The organism is Aerosakkonema funiforme FACHB-1375, from assembly GCF_014696265.1.
Lineage (GTDB): Bacteria > Cyanobacteriota > Cyanobacteriia > Cyanobacteriales > Aerosakkonemataceae > Aerosakkonema > Aerosakkonema funiforme_A.
In genome coordinates this window covers 1-14823 of the sequence record NZ_JACJPW010000075.1, presented here as the reverse complement: position 1 = coordinate 14823, position 14823 = coordinate 1, and the positions used below count along the sequence as shown (strand labels likewise).

The window sequence follows — 14823 nt, the reverse complement described above, 5'->3', positions numbered from 1 at the left end:
ATTCCCATTTGGGCAAATTAATCAGGTTTCTTTATCTCAGTTTGGCCGATAGATCCAGAGTTATAAATAGCATCCAGCCTCTCTTTTACAGCCGGAGGAATAGCCGTAAAATAGATATGAAAACTGCCATCCCCCGCCGATTTATCTAAAACCTTGGCATAAATATCTTCGCTAACTTCTTGGCTGTCCGGTGTTAATAAATTCATCTTAATATTGGTTAGCGCTGGTGGTGCAAAGCCCGATTCTCCCTCAGAACGTACTTCCGCACTCCGACGCGAAAGCTTGACTAAACTTCCCTTGAACGCGGTATCGCCGATATTCTTGCCATCCAAAACAGCGTATTGTATGGAAATTTCTTCAGGAAGGCGCACAAATACTTCTTCTTCTTCTTTAGGCAGAAAAAGATTGTATTCCCCAGCAATACCCTCCACTTCATAGATAGTGATAGGCTGTTTAACTCCTTTCGGCGTTACCTGCTTTTCACCACCGATTTTCACGATATTTTCTACATCTTTAAAAGTCGATTCTGAAATCAGAATTTGACCGACAATTGTATAAGATTCGATGCGATAAGTTAAGTTTACCTGACTGCCAACTACACCGTACTTAGTGCGTTTGTAAGAACCGATATTTCCCACCACAACTTCCCCGGTATTGATACCGATTCCCATTTGTAAAGGCGGCAATCCCAACTCGTTCATCTTTTCGTTAACAGCACCCATCGCCAGCTGCATATCTACCGCGCAAGCAACCGCCCTTTTCGCATCATCTTCTCTGGTAATAGGCGCACCGAAAAGAACTAAAATTCCATCGCCCATGAACTCATCAATAGTTCCTTTGTGCTTGGTAATTACATCTGCCATAGATTCCAGATAGATATTCAGTATTTTCACAACTTCTTCTGGAGACAACCGTTCTGATAAAGCCGTAAATCCTCTTAAATCGGAAGTCAGTATAGTAATTTTTCGCCTTTCGCCACCGAGTTTCATTCCTTCCGGATTTTCCAACAAATTAGCTACGATCGCATCAGTTAGATAACGTCCAAAAGTTTGGCGAATTTCTCCAGCGGTGCGAGCAATATAAGCAGTAATCACAATAGAAGCACCAGTTAACGCTAAAAACGGTGGCACAACAGGCAACCACCACCCCCCCAAAAAAGCCGCATAGGTGCTAGCCAGCAAAGTAATTACTGCGACGATATAAGCACCAAATCCTCTCAACAATGAGGAGGCAGACTTCGATTCACCCGCATATCGCAAACTCCAATTCAGGGTTCCACCCACTCCTGCCCAAAATAAAATCCACAGCCATTCTACAGGTTGCGACCAACTTTGGAAAAGCGGACGACCTTCGAGGGCAGCACTGAGAATTTGGCTGATAAAATGGGCATGAACTTCTACTCCCGGCATGGGATGAGGACGGTAGTGCAAACCGCCGCTGTAAGGAGTTAAAACTAAATCTTCAAAAGCCTCGCTAACAGGACCGATTAAGACGATCCGATCCCTTCCCCATTCTGGCGGTACGCGGTTTTGCAGAACGTCTGTCATCGAAACCATATTGAAATTTTTACTGGTGTTTCGATAGTTCAATATAGTCTGGTATCCCATCTCATCAGCATCTTCATCTTCATAGCCGCCGTCATTTCGATCGAAAGGTGCAAATACCGCCTTACCCAAGCGAAATCTCATCTCGTCAACTTTCTGGAGGTAAATACCTTCCGTTTCCAGATAACGGACAGCCAAATCTAAGCTCAAACTGGGGATAATTTTCCCATTTTTCATAGTTATTGAGAGAAAGCCGCGCCGCACTCTCATATCCGCATCAAAGATGTGCTTACTGGCACTCATTTGTGCTTTCGCTCTTGATCTGTCTGGCGGCGTAACAGTGGGTTCCATTTCCCGTGCTAACATTTTCTTAACAGCAACCATGTTGGGGGTAGATGCGATCGTCTGCCGTAATTTCTCCTTACCTTCCGCTGCAATTAAATGACTGTAAATATCCAAACCAATAGCTCTTGGCTGATGTTCTTCTAGTTTTTCTATCAACTGGAGTAAGTCGCGACTTTCTACATAACAACATTCTTTCACATCTGTTTCATCAATAGTGACGATCGCAATCCTGTCATCGGCAGATTCTTGCGGACGCAGACGCATATATCGATCGAAGGCTGACAGTTCGGAAGGCTGCAACAAACATAACGAGCGCATTAGCAACACCAGTCCCGCCATCGAAGGTGTAGTAATTAAAACTGCCCGCCATTCCCAAACAAACCGTTTTAAATTTGTCCACATATAAAACCACTTCTGAGACTTTTATCTGGGTTTAATTTTGATACCGGGACTGGCAAAAGTATCGCTCAACAATCCAATTCCCGTGAGGGTAGTATGGGCACGTACTGCTGGCTGCACGGAAGGGTTGAAAGGATAACTTCTGCCATTAAATCGCATCAGCCTGTATCCTGGTGTAACGCCACCGCCACCTACGAGAAACACCAAATTTTTCCAGCCAGACGTGCGTTGAGTTGTGACCAAAATTGGCGGGTTAACCAGGGTATGTTTGGATAATAACTGATAATCTTGTTCAACGGTAGTATAAATCAGTGCGTTGCAGCCTCCCGAACCGCAGACGTAAGAACCGACGAGATACACCACCACTTCCGGTTGATTGTCACCGTTAAGGTCAATTCGGTTGTAGTAATAGCGCACGTAGTTTTGCGGATCTGTCGGTGTGTAGTCTGTCAGATGATCTCTCAAAATGGCGCGTTCTAGTTTGGCATCTGGGACTGTTTCGGAAGTGCGATACTCGATATTGCCCACCCTGACGCCGCCGATCGAATTTAGCCGCAAAGATGGTTCGCCTGAGTTTACCGTTTTGGTAAATTGTACTAAAGCAGCAGTACATAAGGCGATCGCACCGATTCTAATTTGTCTGATTTTGTGCCAATTCATCTTTACTATCTTGTTTGCCTGTAAGAGTAGAAATCGATGGAGATTTGGGTAAATCGATCGCATCCATGACAATTGGTGACTGGCTTATGGTAACCTGGGATTCAGGCAGCTTATGTGCGAAAGGCCAACCCGATCGCTTATCGTAGTTAGATGCGATCGCCAGCAACAATCCACCCACAATAAACACCGGCAATGGCAGCGATAACTGTTTCATCCATTGAAACAGTTGCGCCAACACAAACAAAAGTATAAAACTGGCCAACCATATCCTCATTTTTACACCTCAATGCTCCCATAATTTTAACAGCACCTTAAAAGCAATTAATGACGACAAATAATTTCTAACTCGACAATATGCCTTACACTCAATTCACTACGATCGGCAAAGTTAAAGAAGCCTTCAATCTAACCACACAAAAAGGTATAATATTCCTACCGGAACACCCGATCGCACCTTCAAGCACCTTGACAGATTATTTGCAAGAAAGCTTGCCATTAGTTGCCTCTGGCAGCGAAAAAGCTCGCTCGCAAGGCATCATCTAAATACTTACTACAGGAGAGCTTACACTCACAGCAGGTAATTTCAACTCCTATAGTTTTTGAGGTAATTTACGAATTACCCCACAGCTAAAGTCTTATGGAAGTTAAACTAGGAATCTAAGCTTCGTCTGATTTTTGAGGGAGACAGATTCCGTGGCAGAGGTAACGCCTGAAATCAAGCAGCAAGTTCAGCAATTGCGGCAAAAAGTCCAGGAAGCAAGCTATGCGTACTACGTCCTCGATAACCCAATTATGGAGGATGCGGTGTACGATCGCCTCTACCGCCAACTGCAAGAACTAGAAAACCAGTATCCAGAACTGATAACGGCAGATAGCCCAACTCAGCGCGTGGGAGAACGCGCTGCCACGCACTTTACTGCCGTAAAACACAACGTTCCCCTCTACAGCTTGGAAAATGCCTTTAATATTCAGGAATTTGCCACTTGGCAAGAACGTTGGCGGCGTGGAATCACAGGCGGGACGCCTGCACCACAAACCAACAATGTTGAATACGTTTGCGAACTCAAAATAGACGGTTCTGCACTCGCCCTAACCTACGAAAATGGCATACTGATAAGAGGCGCAACCAGAGGCGACGGCATTACAGGCGAAGAAATTACCCAAAATGTCAAGACAATTCGCTCAATTCCCCTGAAACTGAACTTAGAAAACCCACCACCCCGCGTGGAAGTGCGCGGCGAAGCGTTTTTAGGCTTACAAGTATTTGAACAAATCAATCGGGAACGGGAAAAAGCTGGCGAACAGTTATTTGCCAATCCCCGCAACGCCGCAGCTGGAACTTTGCGCCAATTAGATTCTCGCATTGTGGCAAAGCGACGATTGGATTTCTTTGCCTACACGCTGCACATTCCCGGTAGAGATGATACCAAGGACGGGCAAGATGCCCATCCCACAAGAGATCATCCCAAGGACGGGCAAGATGCCCATCCCACAAGAGATTTTCAAACTCAGTGGGAATCGTTAGAATTGCTGCAAAAAATGGGTTTCCGCGTCAATCCCAATCGCAAAATCTGTCCTTCGCTAGATGAAGTTCGGCAATATTACGAGTATTGGGATACGGAACGAGTCAATTTGCCCTACATGACAGATGGGGTAGTGGTAAAGCTAAATTCCCTGAAACTTCAGGAACAACTCGGTTTTACTCAGAAATTTCCCCGTTGGGCGGTAGCGCTGAAATACGCAGCAGAAGAAGCGCCGACGCGGGTGGAATATATCAGCGTGAATGTGGGAAGAACGGGGGCGCTGACACCATTGGCGGAACTTACCCCGGTACAATTGGCGGGGACGACAGTTTCGCGGGCTACCCTACACAATATTGATTATGTGCGATCGCTCGATATCCGCATTGGCGATACCGTAATTGTCCACAAAGCCGGCGAAATCATCCCAGAAGTAGTACGAGTTCTCACCGAACTTCGCCCATCCGGTACACAACCATTTGAAATGCCCACCCATTGCCCCGTCTGCAACCAGCCCGTGGTAAAGTTGCAAACTGAGGCAGTAACGCGCTGCGTCAATACTTCTTGTCCGGCGATTTTCAAAGGTTCCCTAGTTCATTGGGCGAGTCGCGATGCTTTGGATATTAACGGTTTGGGTGAAAAATTAGTGCAGCAGATGGTGGATAGAAACGTCGTGCAATCTGTTGCAGATTTGTACGATTTAACCACACCAAAATTGATGTCCTTAGAAAGAATGGGCAACAAATTAGCTGAAAAATTGGTGAGTGCAATTGCCCAATCCAAAACCCAACCTTGGTCTAGAGTACTATACGGATTGGGTATTCGTCACGTTGGCAGCGTCAACGCCCAAACTTTAACCCAAAAATTCACTAACGTTGAGCAATTAGTCGAAGCTTCCGCAGCTTCTATTGAATCAGTTTACGGCATCGGCCCGGAAATTGCCCAATCAGTCTTTCAGTGGTTCCGAGTTCCCGCAAATCAGACATTAATTAACAGATTAAAAGCTGCTGGTTTGCAACTGGCAAATTTAATACCAAAGGACGGGCAAGATGCCCATCCCACAAGAAAATTGTCCTTGGCAGGCAAAACTTTTGTGATTACCGGAACATTGCCCACCCTCAAGCGAGATGAAGCGAAAGAATTAATTCAAAATGCTGGTGGGAAAGTCACAGGTTCTGTCAGTGCCAAAACCGATTACTTAGTTGTGGGCGAAGTTGCCGGTTCCAAACTACAAAAAGCAGAAGAGTTAGGCATCACCCAATTGTCGGAAGCAGAACTTTTGCAAATGTTGGAAAATTAACTGTAGGGTGGGCATTGCCCACCACTTTTGGCAATGTTGAAAGATTAAACCACGAAGACGCGAAGGACGCGAAGGAAGGATAACTTATGAGTTCCCACCTCATAGAACAACCACCCATTGAATTGATGGCAGAACAGCGGGTAGTTTTATATGGTGTCAAATTTTAGATTTACGATTCCCATAAATCCAAAATCTAAAATCTAAAATCTAAAATCTAAAATCACATAATGCGACTTCATCAAAGTTCTGGTAACTGGCGTTTAGGCTTAGCCCTATCGCTTTTCACAACCTTTCTCTGGGGCGTTCTACCTGTTGCGCTTGGCGTAACGGTGCAAGCGCTTGATGCTTATACCCTCACCTGGTTTCGCTTTTTGGTGGCTTTTGGACTGCTGGGTGGGTATTTAGCTGCACGTCAGCAATTACCGCCTATAGAAAAATTGCGAAGATTACCTATACAATTGCTAGGTATTGCCGTTGTTTATTTGGCAATTAATTACTTGCTTTTCCTGCAAGGTTTGGCATACACTTCGCCATCTCACGCAGAAGTTTTGATTCAGATTGCTCCCGTTTTAATGGGTTTGGGCGGCATAGTTGTTTTCAAGGAACGTTACACCCGGCGTCAATGGATAGGTTTGGGTGTTTTGACTTTAGGATTGATTCTTTTCTTCAACGAACAATTGCGAGTTTTCATCGTTGAACCGACTAAATATCTGCTGGGCAGCGGTATGGTTGTAGTAGGGGCAATAACTTGGGCTGTTTATGCGATGGCACAAAAACAATTGCTGCAAAAATTGCCTTCTTCTCACATCATGCTGCTGATTTATGGGTGCTGTGCTTTAGTGTTTACCCCCGCCACTTCGCCACAGCAGTTGTTAACTCTCAGCCCATTGCATTGGGGAATGCTGATTTTTTGTGCTTTGAATACTGTGTTTGCTTACGGTGCTTTTGCGGAGTCTTTGGAACATTGGGAAGCATCAAAAGTAAGTGCAGTTTTGGCTTTAGCACCCCTGGTTACTTTAGTGTCGATGTGGGCTGTGTCGTTATTTTTCCCTAACTTAGTTGCACCGGAAAAGCTGACAGGTTTGGCGGTTTTTGGGGCGGTTTTGGTAGTAGCTGGATCGATCGCGATCGCACTTGGTAAAAGTCGTAAGTAAAAGGGCAAATTAGATTCGGGTCGATCCCGAATCTTCCCTTTGTATGGCATCGCATATTATGGCTTAATCAAATATCGTTCCGATTTTCGATAGTTATCAATTACAGTTTTATTATGCAAATTGAGACGTGCGATCGCCCCAACTAACGGTAAACCCGTTCCTGCCAAAGCCAGCAGCACAAATGGATTAAATAACCCATCTATAAATTCCGTTCCAAAACTCATACCTAACCCTGCTGTGAGAATAGAAATTATGGCAGCCAATTTCATCGGGAATTTTCTCTCCAGATGATTTTTGACCACAACTCCCCCCAAAGCACCCACTATTAACCCCAGAAAAAATCCACCAATCACATCAACTTCAGACCCCATTACTGGCAGAAAACCAACTATAGTTGCCAGACCGCCTATCATACCTATTATCCTTTTTAACAGATCTGTATAAGAAAACGCCGCCGCTACTCCGCCACTGCTTCCAACTCCTAACCCAAGGATTAGTATTAACCAATTAGTTATCCCATTATGTCCTATTAAAGCCGCCGCAGCCAAACCGCCAAAGCAAGCAATTACAAACAGCATACCTAGAGAAAGTAGGGGCAGTTTGAGAGTTGTCAGAGGAGCAGTTTGAACTTTAATGACTAAAGAGTGAGTTTCTGGTGAAGAATTCGTTTGCAATAAAATCTGGCGTTCGTAAACTTTATCTGCAATTAATTTGCTAGTATCAACGGTAATTTTGCAATCCGAACGATTACCATTAAAACTGGCTGGAGCGAAACTTATCCAAGGATGAGAATCTGTGAGGCGACGCGGCTCGCGACTGGAGGGTGCAACTGACCATTTACCTTGCAGAATTGTATCTAAATTCGAGTTAGTAACGGTGAGTGTTTGAGTCAATTTTTCGCCTGGGTTAGCTGCTTTAAATTCCACGGTAGATGAGCTAAAGCTCACTTGTGCTATAGCTATAGCATTAATTGGCTTGAGCGCTTTTAATGCAACTGCTGCTTTCGAGTAACGGTTTTCCGGGGATGCTTCCACCATTTTTTCCAGCCACTCGATCCACCGCAGGCTAATTCCGGAGAGTAGATGCTGAAAATTAATTTGCTTCTTGTTATCGATTAAGGTGTGAATTTCGGTTGATTTTCTGTTAGTCAACAAGCAAATCAGGGTGGCTCCCAGCCCATAAATATCCCTAGCTTCTGCTCGTTTGCGATCGCCTGACTGTTCCGGAGGCAAAAACCCAGATTTACTGGCAGCTATTTTGGTTAAGCTAAAATCTACTAAATAAACATTAAAACCATCATCAATTAAAATGTTTTCTGGCTTGATGTTATCATGAATTACTGGGGGATTCTGTTGGTGCAAATATACCAAAATTTCTAAAACCGCAACGCCTATACGCTTGATTTCATCGGGTGACAAATTGGGCGATTCAGCTAAGGATTTTGCCTGTTTATATTCCTGCACCAGACAAAACCCGTCCCCTGTCGGAAAGGAATCTAGATAACGCGGGATGCCGGGATGATTGAGGCCGCGCAGCAGTTGAATTTGTGGCTGACAAGTCTGGTAATCAAAAGTTCTAACTTCAGCTTTTCTTAACAAAAATCGCTTTAATATAACTAGCTGATTAGTGGCGCTATCCTTGCCCAAATACGTGATTTTAGTATTTTCTCGATTTCGTCCTAGCTCTCGGATTGGCTGATAGCGGTTGCGGGACGGACGCGGGCTAGAAGAATCTGGCGAGTTATTCATGGGATTTGATGTAGAGGTTGTTAGTGCTGAGTTTAAATTTTATAATTCCCATCAAAGCCTCTAGAGCGATCGCCCCCTCTACCTAAATATAGGTAAAACGATATAGACCTCGACGTTTAGCCTATTTTAAGTCACTATGGAAATAGGTTGCTATGAAGATATTGCGATCGCGCAGTCCCCAGCGCTGTGCGGTGTAGCTATTCCTTTCTTTTACCCTTCGTGACAGATCGTCCGGCTTTTTATGGCTGAAAATTCCGTCGTCAAACGCCCCAGTCTGCATCAGGTGATACATTCTACCAAAAAACCGCTCAACTGGGTGGGCATCTTATTAGGATTTTGGCTGCTTCCCACCGTTGCGGCGACTCCGAGTGCTTCCGCAGCAGAGCGAGTTTATCTTTCCTACGATATCTTGGAACGATCGATTTCGATAAATTCTCTGGAAGCTTACGCCATTCAAGGCAGAATTGAGGACGATTTAGCACCATACGTTCAGTATGCCAAACCGGAACAGCAGCAGCAGTTACGGAATCTTCTGTTGAGGCGATTGGATGTTGGCCCAGTGCCTGTTTCTCAGTTTCTTTATACGCCGCAGGCAGAAGTTTTATTGCAACGTCTCGGACAAGTAATCAAAACCGATTCGGGTCAGCCAGGATACCGTGCCATTCGCGCTTCGCTGATTTTAGCATCAGCCGATCGACGCGGTTTGACTCTGCTGAATGTGCTACGCAAATTCCCTACTCCCGGCGTCAGGATAGACTTGGCACGCGGTCTAGAAATTGCCAACGAACTCTCAACAATATTCGATCGAACAGACAGAGCGATCGCATATGTTTCCCAGAAATCTGCCGCCGCTGCTTCCTCCAATCGGGTGAATTTTTCTGCACTTCCTTCTTTAGATAGGGCCGGATCTTTAAAGTGGCGAAAAGAAACTCTTAGACTGAACGATCGCAGTCGCGGTCGCCAATTTAATGCAGATATTTACATCCCTCTTTCTCCTCAACGAACACCTTTAAATACCCCAGCTAAGCTAATTGTAATTTCTCACGGTGTCGGTTCCGATCGCCAAACTTTTGCCTATCTAGCCGAGCATTTAGCTTCCTATGGATTTGCTGTAGCCGTACCGGAACATCCCGGTAGCAATGCCCAGCAATTGCAGGATTTACTCAGCGGTAGAGCGAATGAAGTATCCGAACCGATCGAATTTATTAATCGACCCTTGGATATCAAGTTTTTGCTCGATGAATTGGAGCTTTTATCTCAAAACGATCCGGCTTTCCAAGGTCAGATAAATGTGCGAGAAGTTGGTATAATCGGCCAATCTTTTGGCGGTTATACTGCGCTGGTTCTATCAGGTGCTACCCTTAACTTTCCCAAACTGCAAAAAGATTGCGCTGCTATTAATAACTCCTGGAATACATCGCTTTTGCTCCAGTGTCGGGCGCTGCAATTAGGAACATCGCTGCATAATTTGCAGGATGACAGAATCAAAGCTGCGATCGCGATCAACCCGATAACTAGCAGCATCTTAGGGCCAACAGGTCTTAGCCAGATAAAATCTCCAGTAATGATTGTTTCCGGTAGCGCCGATACCGTTGCACCCGCTTTGTCAGAACAAATTCAACCTTTCACCTGGCTAACTACTCCAAATAAGTATCTCGTCGTCATCAAAAATGGTACCCATTTTTCCACTCTCGCACCAACAGAGTCAGACCTACCACTTCCCGAACCTGTGCTTGGCCCAGACTTGGCTTTAGCACGTCGCTATACCAATGTTTTGAGTTTGGCTTTCTTTCAATCTTATGTTTCCAATCTGTCAGAATATCAACCCTATTTGAGTGCATCTTATGTCGAATCCCTCGGTCAAGAACCTCTCCCGCTTAGTTTTGTGCGATCGCTTTCCTCCGATGAGTTAACAGCGGCGCTTCAGCGTCCTACAACACAAGCAACTGGTTCGCCTAGACGTTAGTTAATTTGCTGAGAAGTGAGGTAATTGTTTTAACGCAAAGGAACGCAAAGGTAATCGCAAAGGAACGCAGAGAAAGAACTGAATTTTTCTTTAGTCTTGTTAAGAGGAGTAAAGCTATGACCCAGGAATTAAAATCCCTGGCGGTTCGCAATACAGGTGCAATATCTAAGTAAGCTCGAATGGGAAAATATAATTCCTTTGAATATGCGATCGAATAATCTACAATTTGAAAATCTGAAAGCAAAACTCAGCAGCGTGAGGCGCTCGGCTTGGAAACCGATCGTTCGAGAAGGCGATGGCGATTTAACTGCATCAAAATTTTCCGGTAAACCCTGGTTGAGTGCAGGTGAAACCTGGCCAATTTGCCCAAATTGCCAAAAACCGATGCAGCTTTTTTTGCAACTCAATCTTGACCAACTTCCTAAAAGCCTTAAAGAAAAGTTCGGTAATGGAATTTTACAAATGTTTTATTGTACAAGCACTGAACCTTATTGTGAGGGTGATTGTGATGCTGGGGAGTCAGCCAAAATCAAACTTCTTAGGATTGTACAACCGGAGGCTAAATCAGCAAAGATAGAAATTCCGGAAATAGAAAATTTATTTCCCGCCAAGTTAATTATACGATGGGAAGAGATAGGAGACTCTCCTAGCTGGGAGGATGTAGAAAGCTTCTTTGGCATCACACCAAATGAGGAAAACCTTGACATTTTGGACAATTACTTTGGTTGGAGACCCGAACCAGGAGATAAATTAGCAGGTTGGCCCGATTGGATACAAGGCAGTTCATACCCAAATTGCCCTACTTGTAACCAAACAATGACTCAATTTATTTTCCAGCTTGATTCAGAAGATAATATTACTTATATGTGGGGCGATGCAGGAAGAGGCTATCTTGTGCAATGTCCAGAACATAAAGAAAAACTTGCTTTCTTCTGGCAGTGCCATTAATTGTAAACTTATAAAATTGAACTGTGGAAGGCTTTCTTAATTTAAACAAACCATTTGGCATCACTTCCCACGACTGCGTAGCGCGGGTGCGACGCCTTTTGCGCCTCAAGCGCGTGGGACACGGCGGCACTTTAGATCCCGCTGCTACAGGCGTTTTACCCATAGCTTTGGGTAAGGCAACTCGCCTGTTACAATATTTGCAGCCAGATAAAGCATATCAAGCAACAATTAGATTGGGATTAACTACTACTACAGATGATTTGCAGGGAGAAATTCTCACATCTCAAGCGGTAACAGGATTGAGTTTGGAGGAAGTCAAAGCAGCACTCCAGCAATTTGAAGGAAAAATTCAACAAGTACCTCCAAATTACAGTGCAATTCAAGTTCAAGGTAAACGTTTGTACGATTTAGCGCGTGCGGGAGAAACTATTGAAGTTTCAGCTAGACTTGTGGAGGTTTATAAAATAGAAATATTAGATTGGCGAAGTGGGGAATACCCAGAATTGGATGTGGCGCTCGCTTGTGGCCCAGGTACTTATATTAGATCGATCGCACGCGATTTGGGTGCAGCTTTACAAACTGGCGGAACACTTGCCGCTTTAATTCGCACTGCAAGTTGCGGTTTAAGCTTGTCCGATAGTTTGACTTTTGAAGAATTGGAAAAACAGCTACAGGAACGAAGCTTTAATCCCATTCCCCCAGCAGCAGCTTTGTCACATTTAAAACCGATCGTACTATCGACAACAGATGCAAAATATTGGTGTCAAGGTAAACGCATTCCTTTAACAGAAGTTCCAGCGGAATATTCAAAAGAGGAAGTTTTGCGGATCGATCGCGAAGACAAACGCTTTTTGGGAATTGGTCGTTTGCTTTACTCAGATCCAGATCTGTTACTGATCCCCCAAATGGTGTTCGAGGCGATCTAGGCAAATATCCATGCAACAAATGGTGCTTTTTCTGGATATTGACGGGGTAATCAATGTGCGACAGCTTTACTCGTCAGAATTTATTAGTTGCGATCGCCGATTACCTAAGCAAAGTGCTAAGTATGTAGCGATAATTCATAAAATTATATCATATCTGGTAGAATCGGTTCCATAAAAAATCTCTTTCTTATCTGCGTTTATCTGCCTACATCTGCGGTAAAAAATTAACCCCCGATCTCCACAGATAATCTTTCGTATCGCTCATATACTACCCATACCACCAGACATAATATTACACCTACATACCTAGTCCTGCGAACGTACCACTAAACTTGCTACCTTAGAAACAATAAAAATAGATACATTAGAGGCAAAAAAAATGAGCAGAGAAGACGCCAAAGCAATATTTAGTGAATTGAAAACCCAAGTCATCATCTTAGGCGGCATCGCCGCCTTTATGTGGTGCTTAGAAATTGTCGATCTCTTCTTGCTCAGAGGAGCGCTGAATATTTATGGTATAATACCCCGCACCGAAATAGGTCTGCGCGGCATTTTATTCGCCCCATTTCTGCACGGCGATTTGTTTCACCTAGCAGCTAACACCGTACCTTTCCTCACCTTGGGTTGGTTGATTATGCTGCGAGAAACCAGAGATTTTTTTACAGTTTCCGGCGTCACAATGCTTGTCAGCGGACTTGGTGTTTGGCTAACTGCCCCATCAAATTCCGTTCACATCGGTGCTAGTGGGTTAATTTTTGGTTACCTGGGATTTTTGTTGCTGCGAGGGTTCTTTGAACGCAGCTTTGTATCTATTGCGCTGTCATTAATTGTGGGCTTCTTCTACGGCGGCGCAATTTGGGGAGTTTTGCCATCCCATCCGGCGATATCGTGGCAGGGACACTTATTTGGATTTATCGGTGGTGCGATCGCAGCTCGCCTCTTGTCGAAGCCCAAGCGATCGTACAACGCCTGAAATTAACCTACTGATTGACTGGGGGACACATCCGCAGGTCGATCGTTTTCTTGTGCAGAAGAGACAATTTCTCCAGCCACAGTTTGCGCTTGAAAGAGGAAGTTAGAAGCGCGGATTTTATCAAAAGTTGCTTTGATAAAAGCAGCGATCGGTACAGCCACCAGCAGCCCCAAGGCTCCCCCAAGCTTAACTCCAATATCCAAAGAAATGAGCATCCACACCGGATTTAAACCAGTCAGTTCGCCCACAATGCGCGGCCCCAAGACATTCTCGACGATCTGATTGATTATTACCGCCAGTACTAAAAACTTGACTCCTAACCAAACCTTTTGCAGTGCCAGCAAAAAGCTCACCAAAACAATCACAACCGTACCGCCAAATGGGATCAAACTGCCCGCACCAATCCCAAATCCAAATAACTGAGCTACAGGCACACCTAAAATCAATAGATTTGCGGTTTGAGCGATCGCAATGATGATTGCCAGAGTAACTTGACCGGCAATGTAACGCTCGAAATTCTGTGGTAAATATTGTCGAATTTGACTGCCCCACTGGGCGGGCAACCAGCTTAAAATGCCATTCCAAAGACTGTCACCTTTTAAAACCAGAAAGATGACGAACACCAGCGTCAAGAAAACATTTACAATACTGCCGATCGCACTGAAGACCAAGCCGATCAGTTGACCCGTCAAAGAACGCAGCACGCTAGTTAATTTTTCGATCAACTGATTTAAGTTGGTATTGAGATCGATCGGCAACTGTTGTGCAATTGCCCAAGTTTGGAGAGCTTGCAGTTGCTGCTGACCAGACTTGAGCCACTCCGGCAACCTAATTGCCAATTCATTCGCCTGCCGTAAAATCACAGGCACCACAAACAGCACCAGGGTCGCTAAAAACAGCAGAAAAACTAGCAGTACCAATATGGCAGCCCAGCTTCGCTTTAACCCTCTCTCTTGAAGGAATCGGATTGGATAGTCTAGCAAAAAGGCAATCAGAGTAGCTGCAATTAAAGTGCTGACCAAAGGCTGTAGCTCTCTAGCTAACCTTAGCAGCAGCCAGCCATTCAGATAGATGATGGGAAAGGTTAAGCCGATAGTGAACTGACGCGGGAGTTTGTTGAGGGACTTGAGCATAGGCTTTCTGCTAACAGTTAAGATCGGACAATTCTGTCTGCTACGTAGAACTTATACATTGCCAGACATAACCGGACAACGCTGTCTACTTCCTGTTTCTACCAAGGGTGTCGGCACCTTCTTGTCCGCAGGCGTTTAGTTCAGGTTTAGCCAACCTTACTTTGTTGGGCGGCGCATTTTCCAAATTGATTGAGGCATTGGCATCCC

The 14823-nt window shown here is 44.7% G+C and carries 12 protein-coding genes and 1 pseudogene; 8 read left to right on the top strand and 5 right to left on the bottom strand.

Annotation, left to right across the window (positions count from 1 at the left end; all coding sequences use genetic code 11):
- Positions 1 to 17 precede the first annotated feature (17 nt).
- From H6G03_RS24740 to H6G03_RS24730, 3 genes are read right to left on the bottom strand one after another with little or no spacing between them, the layout of a single operon-like run.
- Positions 18 to 2291 carry a CHASE2 domain-containing protein gene (locus H6G03_RS24740; RefSeq protein WP_190470091.1) on the bottom strand — a complete coding sequence of 758 codons (2274 nt, stop codon included), beginning with the start codon at positions 2289 to 2291 and terminating at the stop codon, positions 18 to 20.
- 21 nt (positions 2292 to 2312) lie between these two features.
- Positions 2313 to 2948 carry a hypothetical protein gene (locus H6G03_RS24735; protein WP_190470089.1) on the bottom strand — a complete coding sequence of 212 codons (636 nt, stop codon included), beginning with the start codon at positions 2946 to 2948 and terminating at the stop codon, positions 2313 to 2315.
- Positions 2920 to 3222 carry a hypothetical protein gene (locus H6G03_RS24730; protein WP_190470087.1) on the bottom strand — a complete coding sequence of 101 codons (303 nt, stop codon included), beginning with the start codon at positions 3220 to 3222 and terminating at the stop codon, positions 2920 to 2922. The genes H6G03_RS24735 and H6G03_RS24730 overlap by 29 nt, the downstream gene beginning before the upstream one ends.
- Positions 3223 to 3302: 80 nt before the next feature.
- Between H6G03_RS24730 and H6G03_RS24725 the strand changes: the two are divergent.
- The 3 genes and pseudogenes from H6G03_RS24725 to H6G03_RS24715 form a co-directional block, all read left to right on the top strand.
- Positions 3303 to 3488 (top strand): annotated as a pseudogene (locus H6G03_RS24725) (hypothetical protein); the annotation flags it as partial.
- A 153-nt stretch (positions 3489 to 3641) separates the two neighbouring features.
- The gene (gene ligA / locus H6G03_RS24720) at positions 3642 to 5768 is read left to right on the top strand and encodes an NAD-dependent DNA ligase LigA (RefSeq protein WP_190470084.1); all 2127 of its coding nucleotides are present in this window, start codon (positions 3642 to 3644) and stop codon (positions 5766 to 5768) included.
- 227 nt (positions 5769 to 5995) lie between these two features.
- Complete coding sequence (locus H6G03_RS24715) at positions 5996 to 6922, top strand: DMT family transporter (RefSeq protein WP_190470082.1); 927 nt, start codon at positions 5996 to 5998, stop codon at positions 6920 to 6922.
- 56 nt (positions 6923 to 6978) lie between these two features.
- On the opposite strand, the gene H6G03_RS24710 is transcribed toward H6G03_RS24715, so the two are convergent.
- Positions 6979 to 8670: a serine/threonine protein kinase gene (locus H6G03_RS24710; RefSeq protein WP_190470079.1), complete on the bottom strand. Its 1692-nt coding sequence runs from the start codon at positions 8668 to 8670 to the stop codon at positions 6979 to 6981.
- Between the two features lie 241 nt (positions 8671 to 8911).
- On the opposite strand from H6G03_RS24710, the gene H6G03_RS24705 reads away from it, so the two are divergent.
- The 5 genes from H6G03_RS24705 (at position 8912) to H6G03_RS24685 (ending at position 13483) form a co-directional block, all read left to right on the top strand.
- Complete coding sequence (locus H6G03_RS24705; protein ID WP_190470076.1) at positions 8912 to 10636, top strand: alpha/beta hydrolase; 1725 nt, start codon at positions 8912 to 8914, stop codon at positions 10634 to 10636.
- Between the two features lie 204 nt (positions 10637 to 10840).
- On the top strand, positions 10841 to 11584 hold the full coding sequence (locus H6G03_RS24700) for a DUF1963 domain-containing protein (protein ID WP_190470168.1): 744 nt from the start codon (positions 10841 to 10843) through the stop codon (positions 11582 to 11584).
- A 23-nt stretch (positions 11585 to 11607) separates the two neighbouring features.
- Positions 11608 to 12510, top strand: coding sequence for a tRNA pseudouridine(55) synthase TruB (gene truB, locus H6G03_RS24695; protein WP_190470073.1), 903 nt, complete (start codon positions 11608 to 11610; stop codon positions 12508 to 12510).
- Between the two features lie 10 nt (positions 12511 to 12520).
- Positions 12521 to 12685, top strand: coding sequence for a hypothetical protein (locus H6G03_RS24690; protein ID WP_190470070.1), 165 nt, complete (start codon positions 12521 to 12523; stop codon positions 12683 to 12685).
- Positions 12686 to 12889: 204 nt separating this feature from the next.
- Positions 12890 to 13483, top strand: coding sequence for a rhomboid family intramembrane serine protease (locus tag H6G03_RS24685; RefSeq protein ID WP_190470067.1), 594 nt, complete (start codon positions 12890 to 12892; stop codon positions 13481 to 13483).
- Positions 13484 to 13485: 2 nt separating this feature from the next.
- On the opposite strand, the gene H6G03_RS24680 is transcribed toward H6G03_RS24685, so the two are convergent.
- The gene (locus H6G03_RS24680) at positions 13486 to 14616 is read right to left on the bottom strand and encodes an AI-2E family transporter (protein ID WP_190470064.1); all 1131 of its coding nucleotides are present in this window, start codon (positions 14614 to 14616) and stop codon (positions 13486 to 13488) included.
- Positions 14617 to 14823: the final 207 nt, after the last annotated feature.